The sequence below is a fragment of the Nonomuraea sp. bgisy101 genome, from assembly GCF_057708945.1.
In genome coordinates this window covers 57,362-71,035 of the sequence record NZ_JBYITD010000004.1, presented here as the reverse complement: position 1 = coordinate 71,035, position 13,674 = coordinate 57,362, and the positions used below count along the sequence as shown (strand labels likewise).

At 70.3% G+C, this 13,674-nt stretch carries 14 protein-coding genes and 1 pseudogene; 4 read left to right on the top strand and 11 right to left on the bottom strand.

All coding sequences use genetic code 11. From position 1 onward, the window contains the following. The first annotated feature begins 2 nt into the window (after positions 1–2). Complete coding sequence (locus AC3EO4_RS08920; protein WP_431894780.1) at positions 3–908, top strand: TauD/TfdA family dioxygenase; 906 nt, start codon at positions 3–5, stop codon at positions 906–908. Positions 909–1,010: 102 nt separating this feature from the next. Here AC3EO4_RS08920 and AC3EO4_RS08915 read toward each other — a convergent pair. The 8 genes and pseudogenes from AC3EO4_RS08915 to AC3EO4_RS08880 all read right to left on the bottom strand — a co-directional run. Beyond that, positions 1,011–1,277, bottom strand: a pseudogene (locus tag AC3EO4_RS08915) (TetR-like C-terminal domain-containing protein); the annotation flags it as partial. Beyond that, complete coding sequence (locus AC3EO4_RS08910; RefSeq protein WP_431894778.1) at positions 1,274–2,881, bottom strand: ABC transporter ATP-binding protein; 1,608 nt, start codon at positions 2,879–2,881, stop codon at positions 1,274–1,276. The gene AC3EO4_RS08910 and the pseudogene AC3EO4_RS08915, both read right to left, overlap by 4 nt. Beyond that, complete coding sequence (locus AC3EO4_RS08905) at positions 2,878–3,912, bottom strand: serine hydrolase domain-containing protein (RefSeq protein ID WP_431894776.1); 1,035 nt, start codon at positions 3,910–3,912, stop codon at positions 2,878–2,880. The genes AC3EO4_RS08910 and AC3EO4_RS08905 overlap by 4 nt, the downstream gene beginning before the upstream one ends. Further along, positions 3,909–4,361: a GNAT family N-acetyltransferase gene (locus AC3EO4_RS08900; protein ID WP_431894774.1), complete on the bottom strand. Its 453-nt coding sequence runs from the start codon at positions 4,359–4,361 to the stop codon at positions 3,909–3,911. Before AC3EO4_RS08900 ends, AC3EO4_RS08905 begins: the two co-directional genes overlap by 4 nt. Then, complete coding sequence (locus AC3EO4_RS08895; protein WP_431894772.1) at positions 4,358–5,524, bottom strand: anhydro-N-acetylmuramic acid kinase; 1,167 nt, start codon at positions 5,522–5,524, stop codon at positions 4,358–4,360. The genes AC3EO4_RS08900 and AC3EO4_RS08895 overlap by 4 nt, the downstream gene beginning before the upstream one ends. A gap of 55 nt (positions 5,525–5,579) precedes the next feature. Beyond that, a complete protein-coding gene (locus AC3EO4_RS08890; RefSeq protein ID WP_379577581.1) occupies positions 5,580–6,407 on the bottom strand; it encodes an ABC transporter permease in 828 nt (275 codons plus the stop codon). Further along, complete coding sequence (locus AC3EO4_RS08885; protein ID WP_379577579.1) at positions 6,404–7,375, bottom strand: ABC transporter permease; 972 nt, start codon at positions 7,373–7,375, stop codon at positions 6,404–6,406. Before AC3EO4_RS08885 ends, AC3EO4_RS08890 begins: the two co-directional genes overlap by 4 nt. 2 nt (positions 7,376–7,377) lie before the next feature. Next, a complete protein-coding gene (locus tag AC3EO4_RS08880; protein WP_379577577.1) occupies positions 7,378–8,922 on the bottom strand; it encodes an ABC transporter substrate-binding protein in 1,545 nt (514 codons plus the stop codon). 83 nt (positions 8,923–9,005) lie between these two features. Here AC3EO4_RS08880 and AC3EO4_RS08875 point away from each other — a divergent pair, with 83 nt between their 5' ends. Beyond that, entirely contained in the window at positions 9,006–9,884 is an 879-nt protein-coding gene (locus AC3EO4_RS08875) for a MurR/RpiR family transcriptional regulator (protein ID WP_379577575.1), read from the top strand. A 124-nt stretch (positions 9,885–10,008) separates the two neighbouring features. Here AC3EO4_RS08875 and AC3EO4_RS08870 read toward each other — a convergent pair whose 3' ends face one another. Continuing rightward, positions 10,009–11,421, bottom strand: coding sequence for a WGR domain-containing protein (locus AC3EO4_RS08870; protein WP_431894769.1), 1,413 nt, complete (start codon positions 11,419–11,421; stop codon positions 10,009–10,011). A 155-nt stretch (positions 11,422–11,576) separates the two neighbouring features. Between AC3EO4_RS08870 and AC3EO4_RS08865 the strand changes: the two genes are divergently transcribed. Then, entirely contained in the window at positions 11,577–12,401 is an 825-nt protein-coding gene (locus AC3EO4_RS08865; RefSeq protein ID WP_431894767.1) for a carbon-nitrogen hydrolase family protein, read from the top strand. Between the two features lie 46 nt (positions 12,402–12,447). Here AC3EO4_RS08865 and AC3EO4_RS08860 read toward each other — a convergent pair whose 3' ends face one another. Both AC3EO4_RS08860 and AC3EO4_RS08855 read right to left on the bottom strand, forming a co-directional pair. Further along, positions 12,448–12,816, bottom strand: coding sequence for a hypothetical protein (locus AC3EO4_RS08860; RefSeq protein WP_379577569.1), 369 nt, complete (start codon positions 12,814–12,816; stop codon positions 12,448–12,450). 217 nt (positions 12,817–13,033) lie between these two features. Beyond that, on the bottom strand, positions 13,034–13,279 hold the full coding sequence (locus AC3EO4_RS08855; protein WP_431894766.1) for a hypothetical protein: 246 nt from the start codon (positions 13,277–13,279) through the stop codon (positions 13,034–13,036). Positions 13,280–13,494: 215 nt separating this feature from the next. On the opposite strand from AC3EO4_RS08855, the gene AC3EO4_RS08850 reads away from it, so the two are divergent. Beyond that, positions 13,495–13,674 carry a LuxR C-terminal-related transcriptional regulator gene (locus AC3EO4_RS08850; protein WP_431894764.1) on the top strand — a complete coding sequence of 60 codons (180 nt, stop codon included), beginning with the start codon at positions 13,495–13,497 and terminating at the stop codon, positions 13,672–13,674.

Sequence of the window (13,674 nt, the reverse complement as noted above, 5' to 3'; positions counted from 1 at the left end):
CCATGGACAAGATCACTTCTGGCGCGACGACCATCGCTGTTCTGGGCTCTCCTGACCGCGGCTCCGCTGATTCACTGCTGCTTCAGCACGGCGCCGTCCTGTTCCGAGGGCTCGGCGTCGACTCGCCTGCCGCGTTCCATGAGTTCGTCAGGACCTTCGGGGAGCCGTTCACGAACTACCGCCATGGCAACTCGCCTCGCGTCGCCGTACAGGCCGGTGTGTGGACCTCCACGGAGTATCCGGCGGAGTACGAGATCTCTCTGCACAATGAGCTGTCCTACGCTCACCGGTGGCCTTCGAGGTTGTTCTTCTACTGTGATCAGGCTCCCGCCACCGGCGGCGCCACTCCCGTGTCCGACTCGCGTGCCGTGCTGGCCGCGCTCACGCCTGAGGTGCGTTCGCGGTTCACGTCTCTCGGGGTCGCCTACCTGCAGAACCTGCATGGCGGGTTCGGGCTCGGCAAGTCCTGGCAGGACACCTACGAGACCGAGGATCGGGACGAGGTCGAGCGTGCCCTCGCCGAGACCGGCGCCGAGTTCCGGTGGACGGACGACGATGAGCTGCGCGTGCGGCAGGTTCGGCCGGCTGTTCGTGTGCACCCGGTGACGGGGGAGGATGTGTGGTTCAACCAGGCTGAGCAGTGGCACGTGTCCAGCCTGCCCGCCGATGAGGCCGAGGCTTTGCTGGAGATGGCTTCTTCTGACGAGGAGCTTCCTCTTCAGGCGACCTTCGGGGATGGGAGTGCGCTGGGCGCGGACGACCTTCGCATGGTGCGGGAGGTCGCCAAGCGCAACGAGTGCGCGTTCCCGTGGGAGCGGGGAGACGTCATGATGATCGACAACCTCCTGGTGATGCATGGGCGGCACGCCTACACAGGGAATCGGAGGATTCTCGTCTCGATGATCTGACGTCGGTCGCCGGAGCGCGCCGCGGACGGTGATCGTCCGCGGCAGGCGCATCCTCCGGGGCCGACGGATACAGCCGTGCGGAACCCGCTTCCGCGGAAGTCTGCCGCCGCGCATGAGCGTCATCAGCCCGTGCAGGCTGCTCCAGAGGGTCTCGGTGAGCGCGCCCAGGTCGTCGTCGCCCGCGTGCGGCCGGACGGCCTCACTTAGCTCCCCGAACGCCGCGTGCAGTGCGTCCGGTGCCGCGGGCGTGGCGAACGGCAGGTCGATGACCTGGCTGAACATGGCGTCGTACAGCGCGGGCCGCTGCTCGGCGAACGCCGCGTAGGCGGCGCCGACGTCGGCGAGGGCCTGTCGGGGGTCGCAGGTCAATCGGCGCCCGCGGGTGACGGGATCGCGGCCAGCAGCTCGCGGGTGTAGTCGGACGTAGGGTGCTCGAAGATCTGGTCAGCGGTTCCGCTCTCGACGATCCGCCCGCGCTGCATCACGTGGACGGTGTGCGAGATCATGCGGACCACGGCCAGGTCGTGACTGATGAACAGGTAGCTGAGCTTCAGCTCCCGCTGGAGCTCGGCGAGCAGTTCGAGGATCTGCGCCTGGACGAGCACGTCCAGGGCGGAGACGGCCTCGTCGAGCACCACGAGGTCGGGGGAGAGCGCCAGCGCCCTGGCGATGGCGACCCGCTGGCGCTGGCCGCCCGACAGCTCGTGCGGCAGCCGCTGCGCGAGGGAGGCGGGCAGCGCGACCTGGTCGAGCAGGTCGGCGACGGTCTGCTTGCGGTCGGCCGCCGTGCCGACACGGTGCACGCGCAGCGGCTCGCTGATCGACTTCTCCACGGTGTAGCGGGGATCGAGCGAGGCGTAGGGGTTCTGGAAGACCGGCTGCACGCGGCGGCGGAACGCGAACAGCTCGCGCCGTCCGAGCGAGGTGAGGTCGGTGCCGTCGAAGCGGATCCGCCCGGAGGTGGCATCGTCCAGGCCGAGCAGCAGGTTCGCGGTCGTCGACTTGCCCGACCCCGACTCGCCGACGATGGAGACGGTCTGGCCGCGCGGGATGCTGAAGGTGACCGTGTCGACCGCGGTGAACTCCGCCGCGCTGCCCCTGATCGGGAAGACCTTGCGCAGGTCCTCGATCTGGACGAGGTCGGGGGCCTCCCGCGGCGGCTCGGCCAGCCGTACCGACGACAGGCTGGGTACGGCGCGCAGCAGCCGCCGGGTGTACTCGTGCGCCGGGTCGGCCAGGATCTCGGCGGCCGGGCCGACCTCGACGAGCTCGCCCTGGTACATGACGGCGACGACGTCGGCGCGCTCGGCGGCCAGGGCGAGGTCGTGGGTGATGAGGAAGACGGCCGTGCCCATGTCGGCGGTCAGCTCGGCGAGCTGGTCGAGGATGCGCCGCTGGACGGTCACGTCCAGCGCGGAGGTCGGCTCGTCGGCGATGAGCAGCTTGGGACGGCAGGCGAGCCCCATGGCGATGAGCGCGCGCTGCCGCATGCCGCCGGAGAACTCGTGAGGGTACTGGTTGATCCTCTGCGCGGGGTCCGGGATGCCCACCATGTCCAGCAGTTCGACCACACGCGCGCGAGCGGCCTTGCCGACGGCGAGGCCGTGCACCTCGAGGGCCTCGGCGATCTGGTCGCCGATGCGCATGAGCGGGTTGAGGTTGGACATCGGGTCCTGGGGGACGAGCCCGATCGCGGCCCCCCGGATGGCGACCATCTCGCGCTCGCCGGCCTCGGTCAGATCGCGCCCGTCGAAGAGCACCTGCCCTCCGGTGATGCGCCCGTTGTCGGGAAGGAGGCGGTTGACGGCGGCGGCCGTGGTCGACTTGCCCGAGCCCGACTCGCCGACGACCGCGACGGTCTGGCCCGGCATGATCTCCATGGAGACGTTCTTCACCACGGTGACGTCCTGCTTGCCGCTGCGGAAGGCGACTGACAGGTCACGGATGGCCAGGAGCGGCGTGCTGCTCGTCATGCTGTCCTCGATCGTTGTGTGGTGGCCTTCAGCAGCTCGTGCCAGAGCGCGTCCGTGGACACGGGGGTCCCGTCGACCAGCAGCCGGTTGCTGACCATGACCAGGGCGATGTCGCGGTCGGGCACGAAGCCGACGGCGCCGCCCACATAGCCGGGGTGGCCGAGCACGGTGACGGTCTCGTCCCTGACCCGCAGCTCGTACCGCCGGAAGCCGAGCGCCTGCTGGGCGTCGGGGCCCGGCGCGAAGAACTCCCGCGCGACCTCGGGCCGCCACAACCTGTCGTGCTCGCGGTAGCGCGACAGAGCCGTGCAGTAGCGCAGCAGGTCGGGGACGGTGGAGAAGAGCCCGGCGTGTCCCGACACGCCGCCGAAGGCGTGGTAGGCGTTGCCGTCGCAGACCTGCCCGATCACGGGTTCGCGGCGCCACCTGGCGAAGTCGGCGCTGCGGAAGGGGACGGGGTAGGGCCGCTGCGAGTCCAGCATGCCCATCTCGACCCGGTCGTCCCGCGCGCTCATGGCCACCTGCGGGCCCGCGGGACGGGCGTACCTGGTCGAGGTGAGGCCGAGCGGCTCGGTCACCAGCTCCGCCACGGCCCGGTCGAGCGGGAGCCCCGTGACGGCGGTGATCACCCGTCCGAGCAGGATGAACCCCAGGTCGGAGTAGTGCCGCTCCCGGCCGGGGCGGTAGCGCGGCGGCGGCAGCTCATCGCGGATGTAGAGCGGGTACCACTCCCACAGCCCGCCCCTGTGCAGCAGCAGGTCGCGCACGGTGATGCCGTCGAAGCAACCGGGCAGGTAGGAGCGCACCCGCGCGTCCAGCTCGACGAGGTGGTCGGAGACGAGGCGGATGAGCGCCGTCGTCGTGGCGACGATCTTCGTGATCGAGGCGAGGTCGTGGTGCGTGTCGATCGTCATCGGCGCCTCACCGACGCGGACGCCGTCCTCCCAGCGCACGGTGCGGTGACCGGTGCATTCGGTCAGGTCGAACCACGGGGCGCGGACGGCCGTCACGACGCCTGCGGGGGCGTTCACGCCAGCACCTTGGTCAGCCGCAGTTCGGGCTCGCCGAACTCGGGCGTGACGCGCTCGGTTCCTTCGGGCCGCCAGCCCTGCCGGCGGTAGAAGCCGATCGACGGAAGGTTGCCGCGGAACACCCACAGGAACGCGGTGGTGACGCCGGCCGACGACAGCCCGCTCTCCGCGGCCCCAAGCAGCCGCGCGCCGAGCCCGCCGCCCTGCGCGGCCGGGTGCACGTACAGCGAGTGGACGGTGTCGCCGGAGAAGCGCGTGAGACCGCGGATCCGGCCGTCGTGCTCCGCCACCAGGGCCGGCCTGCCGGTCCACAGCTCGCGGGCGCGCTCGGTGGACATGGCCGACACCAGCCGCTCGGGCAGCACCCTGGCGTAGCTCTCGCGCCAGCAGGCGAGAAAGACCTCGACGATGCCGTCCAGGTCGTCAGGGGTCGTGGGGCGCAGCCTCATCGGCTGAGACGGAGCGACCGCGGCCGGTCGGCGATCGGCGCGGGCAGGACGAGCGGCCCGGCTCCCGGCGTGAGCGTGCCGAGGACGCGGGGCGCGCGGGCGCCGGTGCCCGCGGGAACGGTTCCCGGCAGACCGTGCGCGGTGCACCAGCCGATGAGGGCGAAGGCGATCGCCTCCTTGTCGTCGGCGGGAGCGCCGTATTCGTCGGACAGCGCGACCGTCACCCCGGCGAGCGCCTCGCGCAGGCCCTTCATGAGCACGGGGTTGCGGCAGCCACCGCCCGAGACGACGAGCAGGTCCACGCCTGCGGCCAGGACGTCCCTGGCGACCGTGCGGACGGTGAGCTCCGTCAGGGTGGCCACCAGGTCGGCGTCGGAGACCGGGTGCCCGGCCCTTTCGACCGCGTCCTCGACATAGGCGAGGTGGAACAGCTCCTTGCCGGTGCTCTTCGGCGCGGGCAGCAGGTAGTACGGCTCGTCGAACAGTACCGCGAGCAGCCGTTCGTCGACCCGCCCCGAAGCGGCGATCCGGCCGTCCTCGTCGAAGCCCCGCCCGCCCGGCCACCTGCTCGACACGACGGCGTCCACCAGCGCGTTCGCGGGGCCGATGTCATAGGCGAACAGCTCGTCGCGCCCGCGCACCACCGTCATGTTGGAGATGCCGCCCAGGTTGAGCGCGGCGGCGCCGCCGTCGTGCCCCGCGAGCAGCAGGGAGTCGAGCACGGAGACCAGGGGAGCGCCGTGCCCGCCCGCCGTGATGTCGCGGATGCGCACGTCCGACAGCACCGGCGTGCCCGTCCGCTCGGCGATCCACGCGGGCTGGCCGATCTGCAACGTGCCGAGCGCGTGCGCGGCGTCCACCCAGTGGAACACCGTCTGGCCGTGCGAGACGATCAGATCCACCGGCCCTGCCTGCTCGATCGCCTCGGCGGCGGCCTCGGCGAAGCTCTGGCCGATGAGGGTGTCGAGGACGCACACCTCGGCCAGCGTCGTCGGCGCGGGAGGCAGCGCCTCGACCAGCCGCGCGCGCAGCTCCGGCGTGTACGGCGTGCTCGAGGTGTGCCCGACCCTGCCGTTCAGCACGCCACCGTCGAGGTCGAAGTCGACCGCGGCGACGTCGATGCCGTCATGCGAGGTGCCGGAGATCATTCCGAGGACTCTCATGCCTGCACTCCTTGCGCGGCCCGCGGCCGCCGTTCCGACGTCGGTTCTGAGAGGTTCACCGCTTGCCCCTGTTGCGCGGGTCGAGGGTGTCACGAAGGCCGTCGCCGAGCAGGTTCAGGCCCACCACCAGCAGGACGACGACCGCGCCCGGCGCGATCAGCGTCCAGGGGGCAACGAAGACCAGGCTGCGCGCCTCGAAGATCATCGATCCGAGCGAGGGGGCGGGCGGCGGCGTGCCCAGGCCGAGGAAGCTCAGCGACGCCTCGGTGAGCACCGCCCACGACAGCGACAGTGCCACCTGGATGACGATGATCGAGGTGATGTTGGGCAGCACGTGCCGCAGCATGATCATCCATCGGCTCTGGCCGGTGGAGACGGCCGCCTTCACGTATTCGATCTCTCTGAGGGAGAGCACGGGCCCGCGGGTGACCCGGATGAAGATGGGCACGTAGACGATCGCGATCGCCACTGCGATCGTGAACCAGTTGCGGTCGAGCACCGAGGCGAGCGACAGCGCGAGCAGCAGCGGGGGGAAGGCGAACAGCACGTTCGTCACCCCGCCGACGGCCCCGTCGGCGAAACCCCGGTAGAAGCCCGCCACCAGCCCGCCGAGCGTGCCCACCACGGTGGAGAAGGCGACGGCGACGACCGCGATGAGCGCCGAGTTGCCCACCCCCGCCGCCACCCTGGAGAAGACGTCCCTGCCGAACTGGTCCGTCCCGAACAGGTGGGCGCCGGAAGGCGACAGGAAGCGCGACGGCGGATTCTGCGCGATCGGGTCGTGCGGCAACAGGCCGAAGTACGACAGCAGCGCGACGACCGCGAGCAGCGCGAGCAGCGCGCTGCCTGCCAGGCCGCCGGGGCTCTTGCGCAAGGCGTTCATGAGGCTCGCACCCGCGGGTCGATGATCCGGTAGAGCAGGTCGGTCACGAGGTTGACGATCACGAAAGCCAGCGCGATGACCAGCACCGTGCTCTGCACGACCGCGTACTCCTTCTGCTGGATGCCCAGCAGCACCTGCCTGCCGATGCCGGGAACGGAGAAGATCTGCTCGACCACCACGGCCCCGCCCAGCAGGTAGCCGAACTGCAGGCCCGTCATCGTCACGATCGGCACGAGCGCGTTGCCGAGCACGTGCCTGACCTGAAGGCGTCTCGGCGGCACGCCCTTGGCGCGGGCGGTGCGGACGAAGTCGTTCGAGCGCACCTCCAGCACGGCCGTCCGGGTGGTGCGCAGGATCGGCGCCGCGATGCCGAAGCCCAGTACGAGCGCGGGCAGGAACATCTGCTGGAGGTTGAGCAGCGGGTCATCGAGCAGGCCCGCGAAACCCTGCCCGTTCGGGTTGAAGCCGAACGAGGCCGCCATCACCGACAGCAGCGTCGTGGCCAGCAGGAAGGCCGGGATCGACAGCCCGCCGAGGCTCACCACCTGCCCGAGCGCGTCCCTCGGGGAGTTCGTCCTGGACGCGGCGAGCATGCCGAGCGGGACGCCGATCAGCAGGGCCAGCACGATCGAGAACACCGCCAGCTCGAACGTGACGGGCAGCGAGTGCAGCGTCAGGTCGAGCACGCTCTGCTGCGAGCGGGCCGAGTAGCCGAGGTTCCCGCTGAACATGTTGCCGAGCCAGGAGAAGAACTGGGTGAACAGCGACTGGTCCAGGCCGTAGTACCGTTCCAGCGCCTCCCGCTGCGACGGGGTGAGCGCGGCGGCCTCGGTGCCCAGGCCTGCCGTGATCTGGTCGCCGGGAATCGCCCGGAGCATGACGAACACGACCACGGCCACCCCGAAGAGGGTGCCCAGCATGCCCGCCACGCGCCAGACGACTCGGTGGCGCACGAGTGCTCTGAGCATGGCTAGGAGAGCGTCGTCGTACGCAGGTACTGCAGAGAGCCGTTGGCCATGGGCACGAAGCCCTTCACCTGCGCCGTGGTGCCGGTGTAGGTGTAGCTGGTGAACAGCCAGATCCACGCGGCGTTGTTCTCCAGTTCGGCCGACACCTTGGCGTAGATCGCCTTCCGCTCGGCCTGGTCGGTCGTGGCCTTGCCCTCGGCGAACAGCTTGTCGAGCTCGGGGGAGCTGTAGCCCGCGACCTTGTTCAGGTTGCCCGTGCTGGTGAAGTAGCGGCCGTACATCCCGTCAGGGTCGGGACGCCCGCCGTTCAGCGCGACGGCCGCGTCGAAGTCGCCCGCGACCCACTTGTCCACGAACGCGCCCGACTCCAGCACCTCGAGGTCCAGGTTGATCTTGGCCTCGGCGAGCTGTGCCTTGAGGTTCTGCGCCTCGTTGACGGAGGTGGCGTACTCACCCTGGGAGACGATCGTCTTGATGGTCACCCCCGACGCCTTGCCTGCCTTGCCGAGGTAGTCCGCCGCCTTGGCCACGTCACGAGTGGGGCAGGGGCGCTGCTGCGGGTCCGACTTGAACACCGGCGAGGTGATCGGGCCCGTCACCTCGCCCTCGCCGAGCGCGGCGGTGTCGAGCACCTGCTTGCGGTCCACCGCGCACTGGATCGCCAGGCGGACGTTGAGGTCCTTCAGGTCGCCGTGCGTCGCGTTGAGCTGGAGGGCGTGGTAGCTGAGCTGCGGGGTCTTGGTGATGGTGATCGCGCCGCCCTGAGCGGTCTGCGCGACGAGCGGGTCGTTGAAGACCGCGAGCTGGACGTTGCCCGACTGCATCGCCGAGACGATGGACGACTCGTCGGGGATCACCCTGAACTCCACACCGCCGAGCTTCGGCTTCTCACCGCCCCAGTACTTGTCGTTCCTGGCCAGCGTGATCGACTGGCTCGCCACGCGCTTCTTCATCGTGAAGGGCCCGGTGCCGTTGGGGGTCGTGTTGAGCTTCTCCTCGGTGTCGTCGGAGGAGAGCATCGCCATGTTGACCGTGGCCAGGTTGGCGGGCAGGGCGGCGTCGGGGGTGGTCAGGTTCAGCACCACGGTGTGCGCGTCGGGAGCCTCCACCGACTTCACCGAGGACAGCGATGCCCTCGCGACGGCCGCGGTGGCCTCGGCCATGATCTTTTCGAGGGAGGTCTTGACGTCCTTGGAGTCGAAGGCGCTGCCGTCGCCGAAGGTCACACCCTTCCGGAGGGTGAGCGTGAGGGTCTTGCCGTCCTCGGAGGGCTTCCACGACTCGGCCAGGCCCGGCACCACGTTGAGGTCCTTGTCGAACTCCGTCAGCGTGCCGTAGATGTTGGTCAGCACGTTGACGGCCTGGAACTGGGTGGCCTTCCAGGGAAAGAGGGTGTCCGGGTCCGTGGTGACGCCGATGACGAGATTTCCGCCCGCGGCGCCCGCCGCGCCGGTACTGGTCGCGGGCCCGGGGGATGACGAGCAACTGGTGAGAGCGATGGACAGCGCTGCGGCGGCGCCGATTGCGGAGAACGCGCCACGGGGCATGTGGCCTCCTCGGACAGTAGGTCATAAAATTACCGAGACCTTACCAGCCGTGTACAAGAATTCCTCAAGAGGGTTTGGTGAAGATGGCTGACGGCAAGTTGCTCATCCGCATACGAGCGGCCGTGCCCACGCTGCGACCCACGGAGAGGCGCATCGCGGAGCTGGTCGTCGGCGATCCCGCGGGCGCCGCCAACCTGTCCATCGCCGAGCTGGCCGCCCGCTGCGAGACCTCGACCACCTCGGTGGTGCGCTTCTACAAGCGGATGGGCTACCTGCACTTCAAGGACTTCACCATCGACCTGACCAGGGAGGTCGCGAGGGAGGAGCTCGCCACGTCGAACCTGCCCGAGGTGTCGGGCGACATCGACCGCCACGACTCGCTGGAAGGGATCGTGTCCAAGGTGGCGATGAACGAGACGCTCTCCATCGCCGACACCGCACGCGCGCTGGACATGGCCGCGCTCGGCAGGGCCGTCGCGCTGGTGCTGGCGGCCCGGCGCATCGACACCTTCGGGGTGGGCGCGAGCGCCCTCGTCGGCCTGGACCTCCAGCAGAAGCTGTCGCGCATCGGCAGGACGGCCATCAACTGGCACGACTCCCACTCGGCCTGGACCTCTGCCGCCACACTCAACGCCACCTGTGTGGCCGTCGCCGTCTCGCACACGGGCGCGACCGTGGACACGGTCGAGTTCCTGGCGATCGCCCGCAAGTCCGGCGCCGCCACCATCGCCATCACCAACTTCAGGGACTCCCCGCTGGCGGGCACGGCCGATGTCACGCTCACGACGGCGGCGCGGGAGACCGAGTTCAGGTCGGGCGCGCTCGGCAGCCGCATCGCCCAGCTCATGGTCGTCGACTGCCTGTTCACGGGGGTGGCCCAGGCCTCCTACGACGAGTCGATGGCGGCTCTGCGCAACACCTACACGGTGGTCCACGACCGCATCATCCACAAACGCGGCTGAAAGGATCACTCCGCTTCCCTCTCCTCCCGCACCCCTGACCGGCCACGCGCGGAACCGCTCGGCGGGATCCGGCTGTCGCTCGCGCGGGCAGGGCGCCGGTCGGGGTGAGGCGGGCGGTGCCGCGTCAGAGCAGGCGGCGGATCTCGCCGTGGGCCCGGTAGAAGCCGCCGCGCCCGGCGGAGCGGACACCGTCGACGAGGTAGCGGGCGCCTGCCTCGCGGACGTCCTTGGGGAACTGGACGTTCCACGCCTCGTAGCCGGGGCTGACCACGCGCACGCGCAGCCGCTCACCTTCGCGCACGCACTCCACGACCACGCCGTCCCCGGCGAGCGTGGTCGTCTCGACCACGGCCGACGGCTCGACCACGGCGAGGGACGCCGCCGCCTTCACGTCCACGGGCTGCGGCACGGTGCCCGCCCTGGCGGCCGCGATCGCCGCCTCGCTCGCGTCGATGCAGGCCAGCGAGCCGTCGGTGGTGACGATGTAGAGGCGCTCGTCGAGGTACTGCATCGAGAAGGCCGAGCCACAGCCGGTGGCGAGCTTCCACAGCCGCTCGCCGGAGGCGTCGAAGCAGTACACCGAGGAGTGGTTGTCGCCCGCGAAGACGTGGCGGCCGCCCGGCGAGGTGGCGCACGAGTAGACGGCCCCGTCGCACCGGTAGACGGCCTCGACCCGCCCGTCGCTCTTGGCCAGGCGGTGCACCGCCCCGCGGGACGTTCCGGCGTAGACGGCCTTCTCCTCCTGCCACCCGAACAGCACCTGCTCGGCGAGTGCGGTCTGCCAGACGGGCGCTCCGTCCTCGGCGTCGTAGCGGGCGACGCCGCGGGAGTGCCCGTGGTAGACGGCCTTCTCGTCGCACCTGACCATCCAGGCGGAATCGCCCTGGCCGGAACGCGCCCACTGGAACTCGTCCTCGTAGTCGATCGTGGTGATCCGCCCTGCCCTGTCGGACACGCCGAGGACGCCGTCGTGGATGTCGAGCCAGTAGATGTCCACGTCGGCGGCGATCTCGTAGGCGGCCCGCGGGACCTTCCCGCTCAGGTCGTACACCCTGCCGTCGTCGCAGCCGGCGTAGATCCAGAAGTCGTCGGCGACGATGCACTTGACGCCGTCGGGCAGGCGGTAGCGGCTGGTCACGGTGCCTGCGTGGGAGACGGTGTAGACGTCACCGCGCTGGTTGCCGACCCAGCAGCGCTCCTCGTCCACGAAGATCCCGAAAGCCGCCGCGCCGCTGTCGAAGCGCCACAGCACGGGTGCCTGATGGGCGGTGGAGCGGGTGCTCGTGATCGCCCTGCGGGTGACCGCCCTTCGCTGACGGACGCCCCGCTGGGCGGGCGCGTAGCCCTTACGGACCTTCTCGCCGATCTTCTTGGCGGCGGCGGCCCGCGCCTTCGCCTCGTCGGGGAAGGCGGTGACCTTGGTCTGGCCGCTCTCGCCGATGCGCCCGTAAGTGATCGTCACCTGTGCGCCGGACACGGTCACCTCGTAGAACTTGTGCGATCCGCCGCCGTCCTCAGACAGCTCCAGGTAGGTCATGTCCACGCTCTCCAGATGTGCAGGGCTTGATCAACTGCCCGGGACACTAGAGCACAGCAGTGACAAAGTCGGATATCTCCTGCTCAACCAGCCTGGCGGGTCGAGGGCTCTGGGCGACGCGTGCTTACAAGATTACGAGCGCTACGATGCCGGGTATGCCAACGGAGTCGTTGATCGTGGCGGTCGCCCAGACCTCGGCCGAGCCGGGTGACGTGAGCACGAACGCCGCTTCGGCGGTCGCCCTGGTCCACGGCGCCGCCGATCTCGGGGCGCGGCTGCTGATGTTCCCCCAGCTGTCACTGGTGGGCTATGACCTGGCTCTCTTCGCCGACCCGTCGTCCTGGGTGACCGAGAACGACCCGAGGCTCGACGTCGTCCGTCAGGCCGTCCAGGAGCGCGAGCTGACGGCCGTGGTGGGCGCCGCGTACCGCCGGCCCGACGGCACGGCCTGGATCGCCTCGCTGGTGATGCGTCCCGGCGGAGGGATCCACGTCCACGGCAAGCGGAACCTTCACGGCGTCGAGCGAGACCTGTTCCAGCCCGCCGGTAGGGGTCCGCTCCTCGACGTCGACGGCTGGCGTGTCGCGCTGGCGTTGTGCCTCGACGCGGGGATGCCGGGCCACGCGGAGGACGCGGCCCGTGATGGCGCGGAGGTGTACGCGGGCTCGGCGCTGTACACCCGGGAGGAGGCGCGGCGCATGGACATCCATTTCGCGGCCAGGGCCATGGACCATCGCATGTACGCGGTGGTCGCCAACCATGCCGGGACGGGGCCTGGCTGGGAATCGTGCGGCGGCAGCGGGGTCTGGCACCCGGACGGCACGCGGCTGACCCAGGCAGGAACCGGTCCTGACCTGCTGACCACGGTCCTGTCCCGCGGCGAGTTGCAGGCATTGCGCGACAGGGACGCTCTGGCCGGCCATCCGCGCGGAGCGGCCCAGGGCCGCGGCGGCGTGGCCGTCGTGGATCAGAGGGGCTGAGGCCCTCGAGGCCGCCGCGAACCCAGGAGGCGCTCGCGGCGTCAGGTCATTCGGGCTGGTCCCAGATGCTGGGTGTACCGCCCGCCCCGCGCACGGTGGTGCGCTGGTCCGCCGGCCATTCGAGCGCCGAGCGCGCGTTCTCCAGATCGTCGGTGGCGATCACGATCTTCACGCCGCCGAAGGTGGTGTAGGCGAGGTCGATGTTGACGTTCGCCTCCGCGAGCTGTCTGGCCAGCTCGCCGAGCGTCCCAGGCCGATCGGCGATGTCCACGACCAGCACGGGGCGCTCGTCCGCGACCCCCATCCCCGCACGCTGGAGAGCCTCCCTGCACCTGTCGGCGGCCTCGTCGTCGACGAGCAGGTGGACGATGCCCCTGCCCTCGCCCGTGAACGCCGCGAGGCCCCTGATGTTCACGCCGGACTCGCCGGTGACCTCTCCTAGTCGAGCCAGCTCACCCGGCTGATCACTCAGAATGACAGCTATGTCCGTGGGCATCGTCTGTCAATCTTCTCACCAGGGAACGAATGCGACAATGTCGCGGCTCTGCCGCCGGCTGGGAGCTCGCCGGCGCGTGACGGGCGCGGAAAGGCCCTCCGGGAGCTCCCGGAGGGCCGTCGAATCGTGGTCCGAGCTACAGCTCCTCGGCCGTGCCCAGGTACATCACCCCGGGCTCGGCGGGGTTGAAGGCGAAGGCGGTGACCCGGTCATACGAGTTGTGGGTCTTGGTGACCAGGTCCCGCCTGGAGTCGTGCCGGTAGATGTCGGTTCCGATGCCCGACCAGCCGGTTCCGAACTCGAAGTGGAGGACGCCGGGGTCCGTCGGGTGGACGGTCGGCGGCGGCCCGTTGGTGAGCGTGATCCCGCCGTCCTGGTCCACGACGGGGGGCCGATCGGAGGCGTGCGATCCTGCCGCTGAGCACCGACGCGTCGGACCAGGCCGACAGCGCGGTCGTCGTCCACCCCTCCACCCTGCTCGACGCCCTGGTCAGCCTGTTCGAGGTCCTGCGGCGGTCGGCGCTGCCGCTGCCGGCCGACTCGTTCGAGGTTCCAGCCACGGGAGCGGCGGATCAGCCGGTTCCGGAGCTGTTCACAGTGCTCGCGGCAGGGCTCAAGGACGAGGCCGTGGCCCGCCGGCTCGGGGTGAGTCTTCGAACGGTGCACCGGCGGGTCAGCGAGCTGACGGACAGGCTCGGCGCGCGCACCCGGTTCCAGGCAGGGCTGCTGGCCGCCCGGCGTGGCTGGTGGGGTCCGGACGGGGCCGACGAGCGGTGA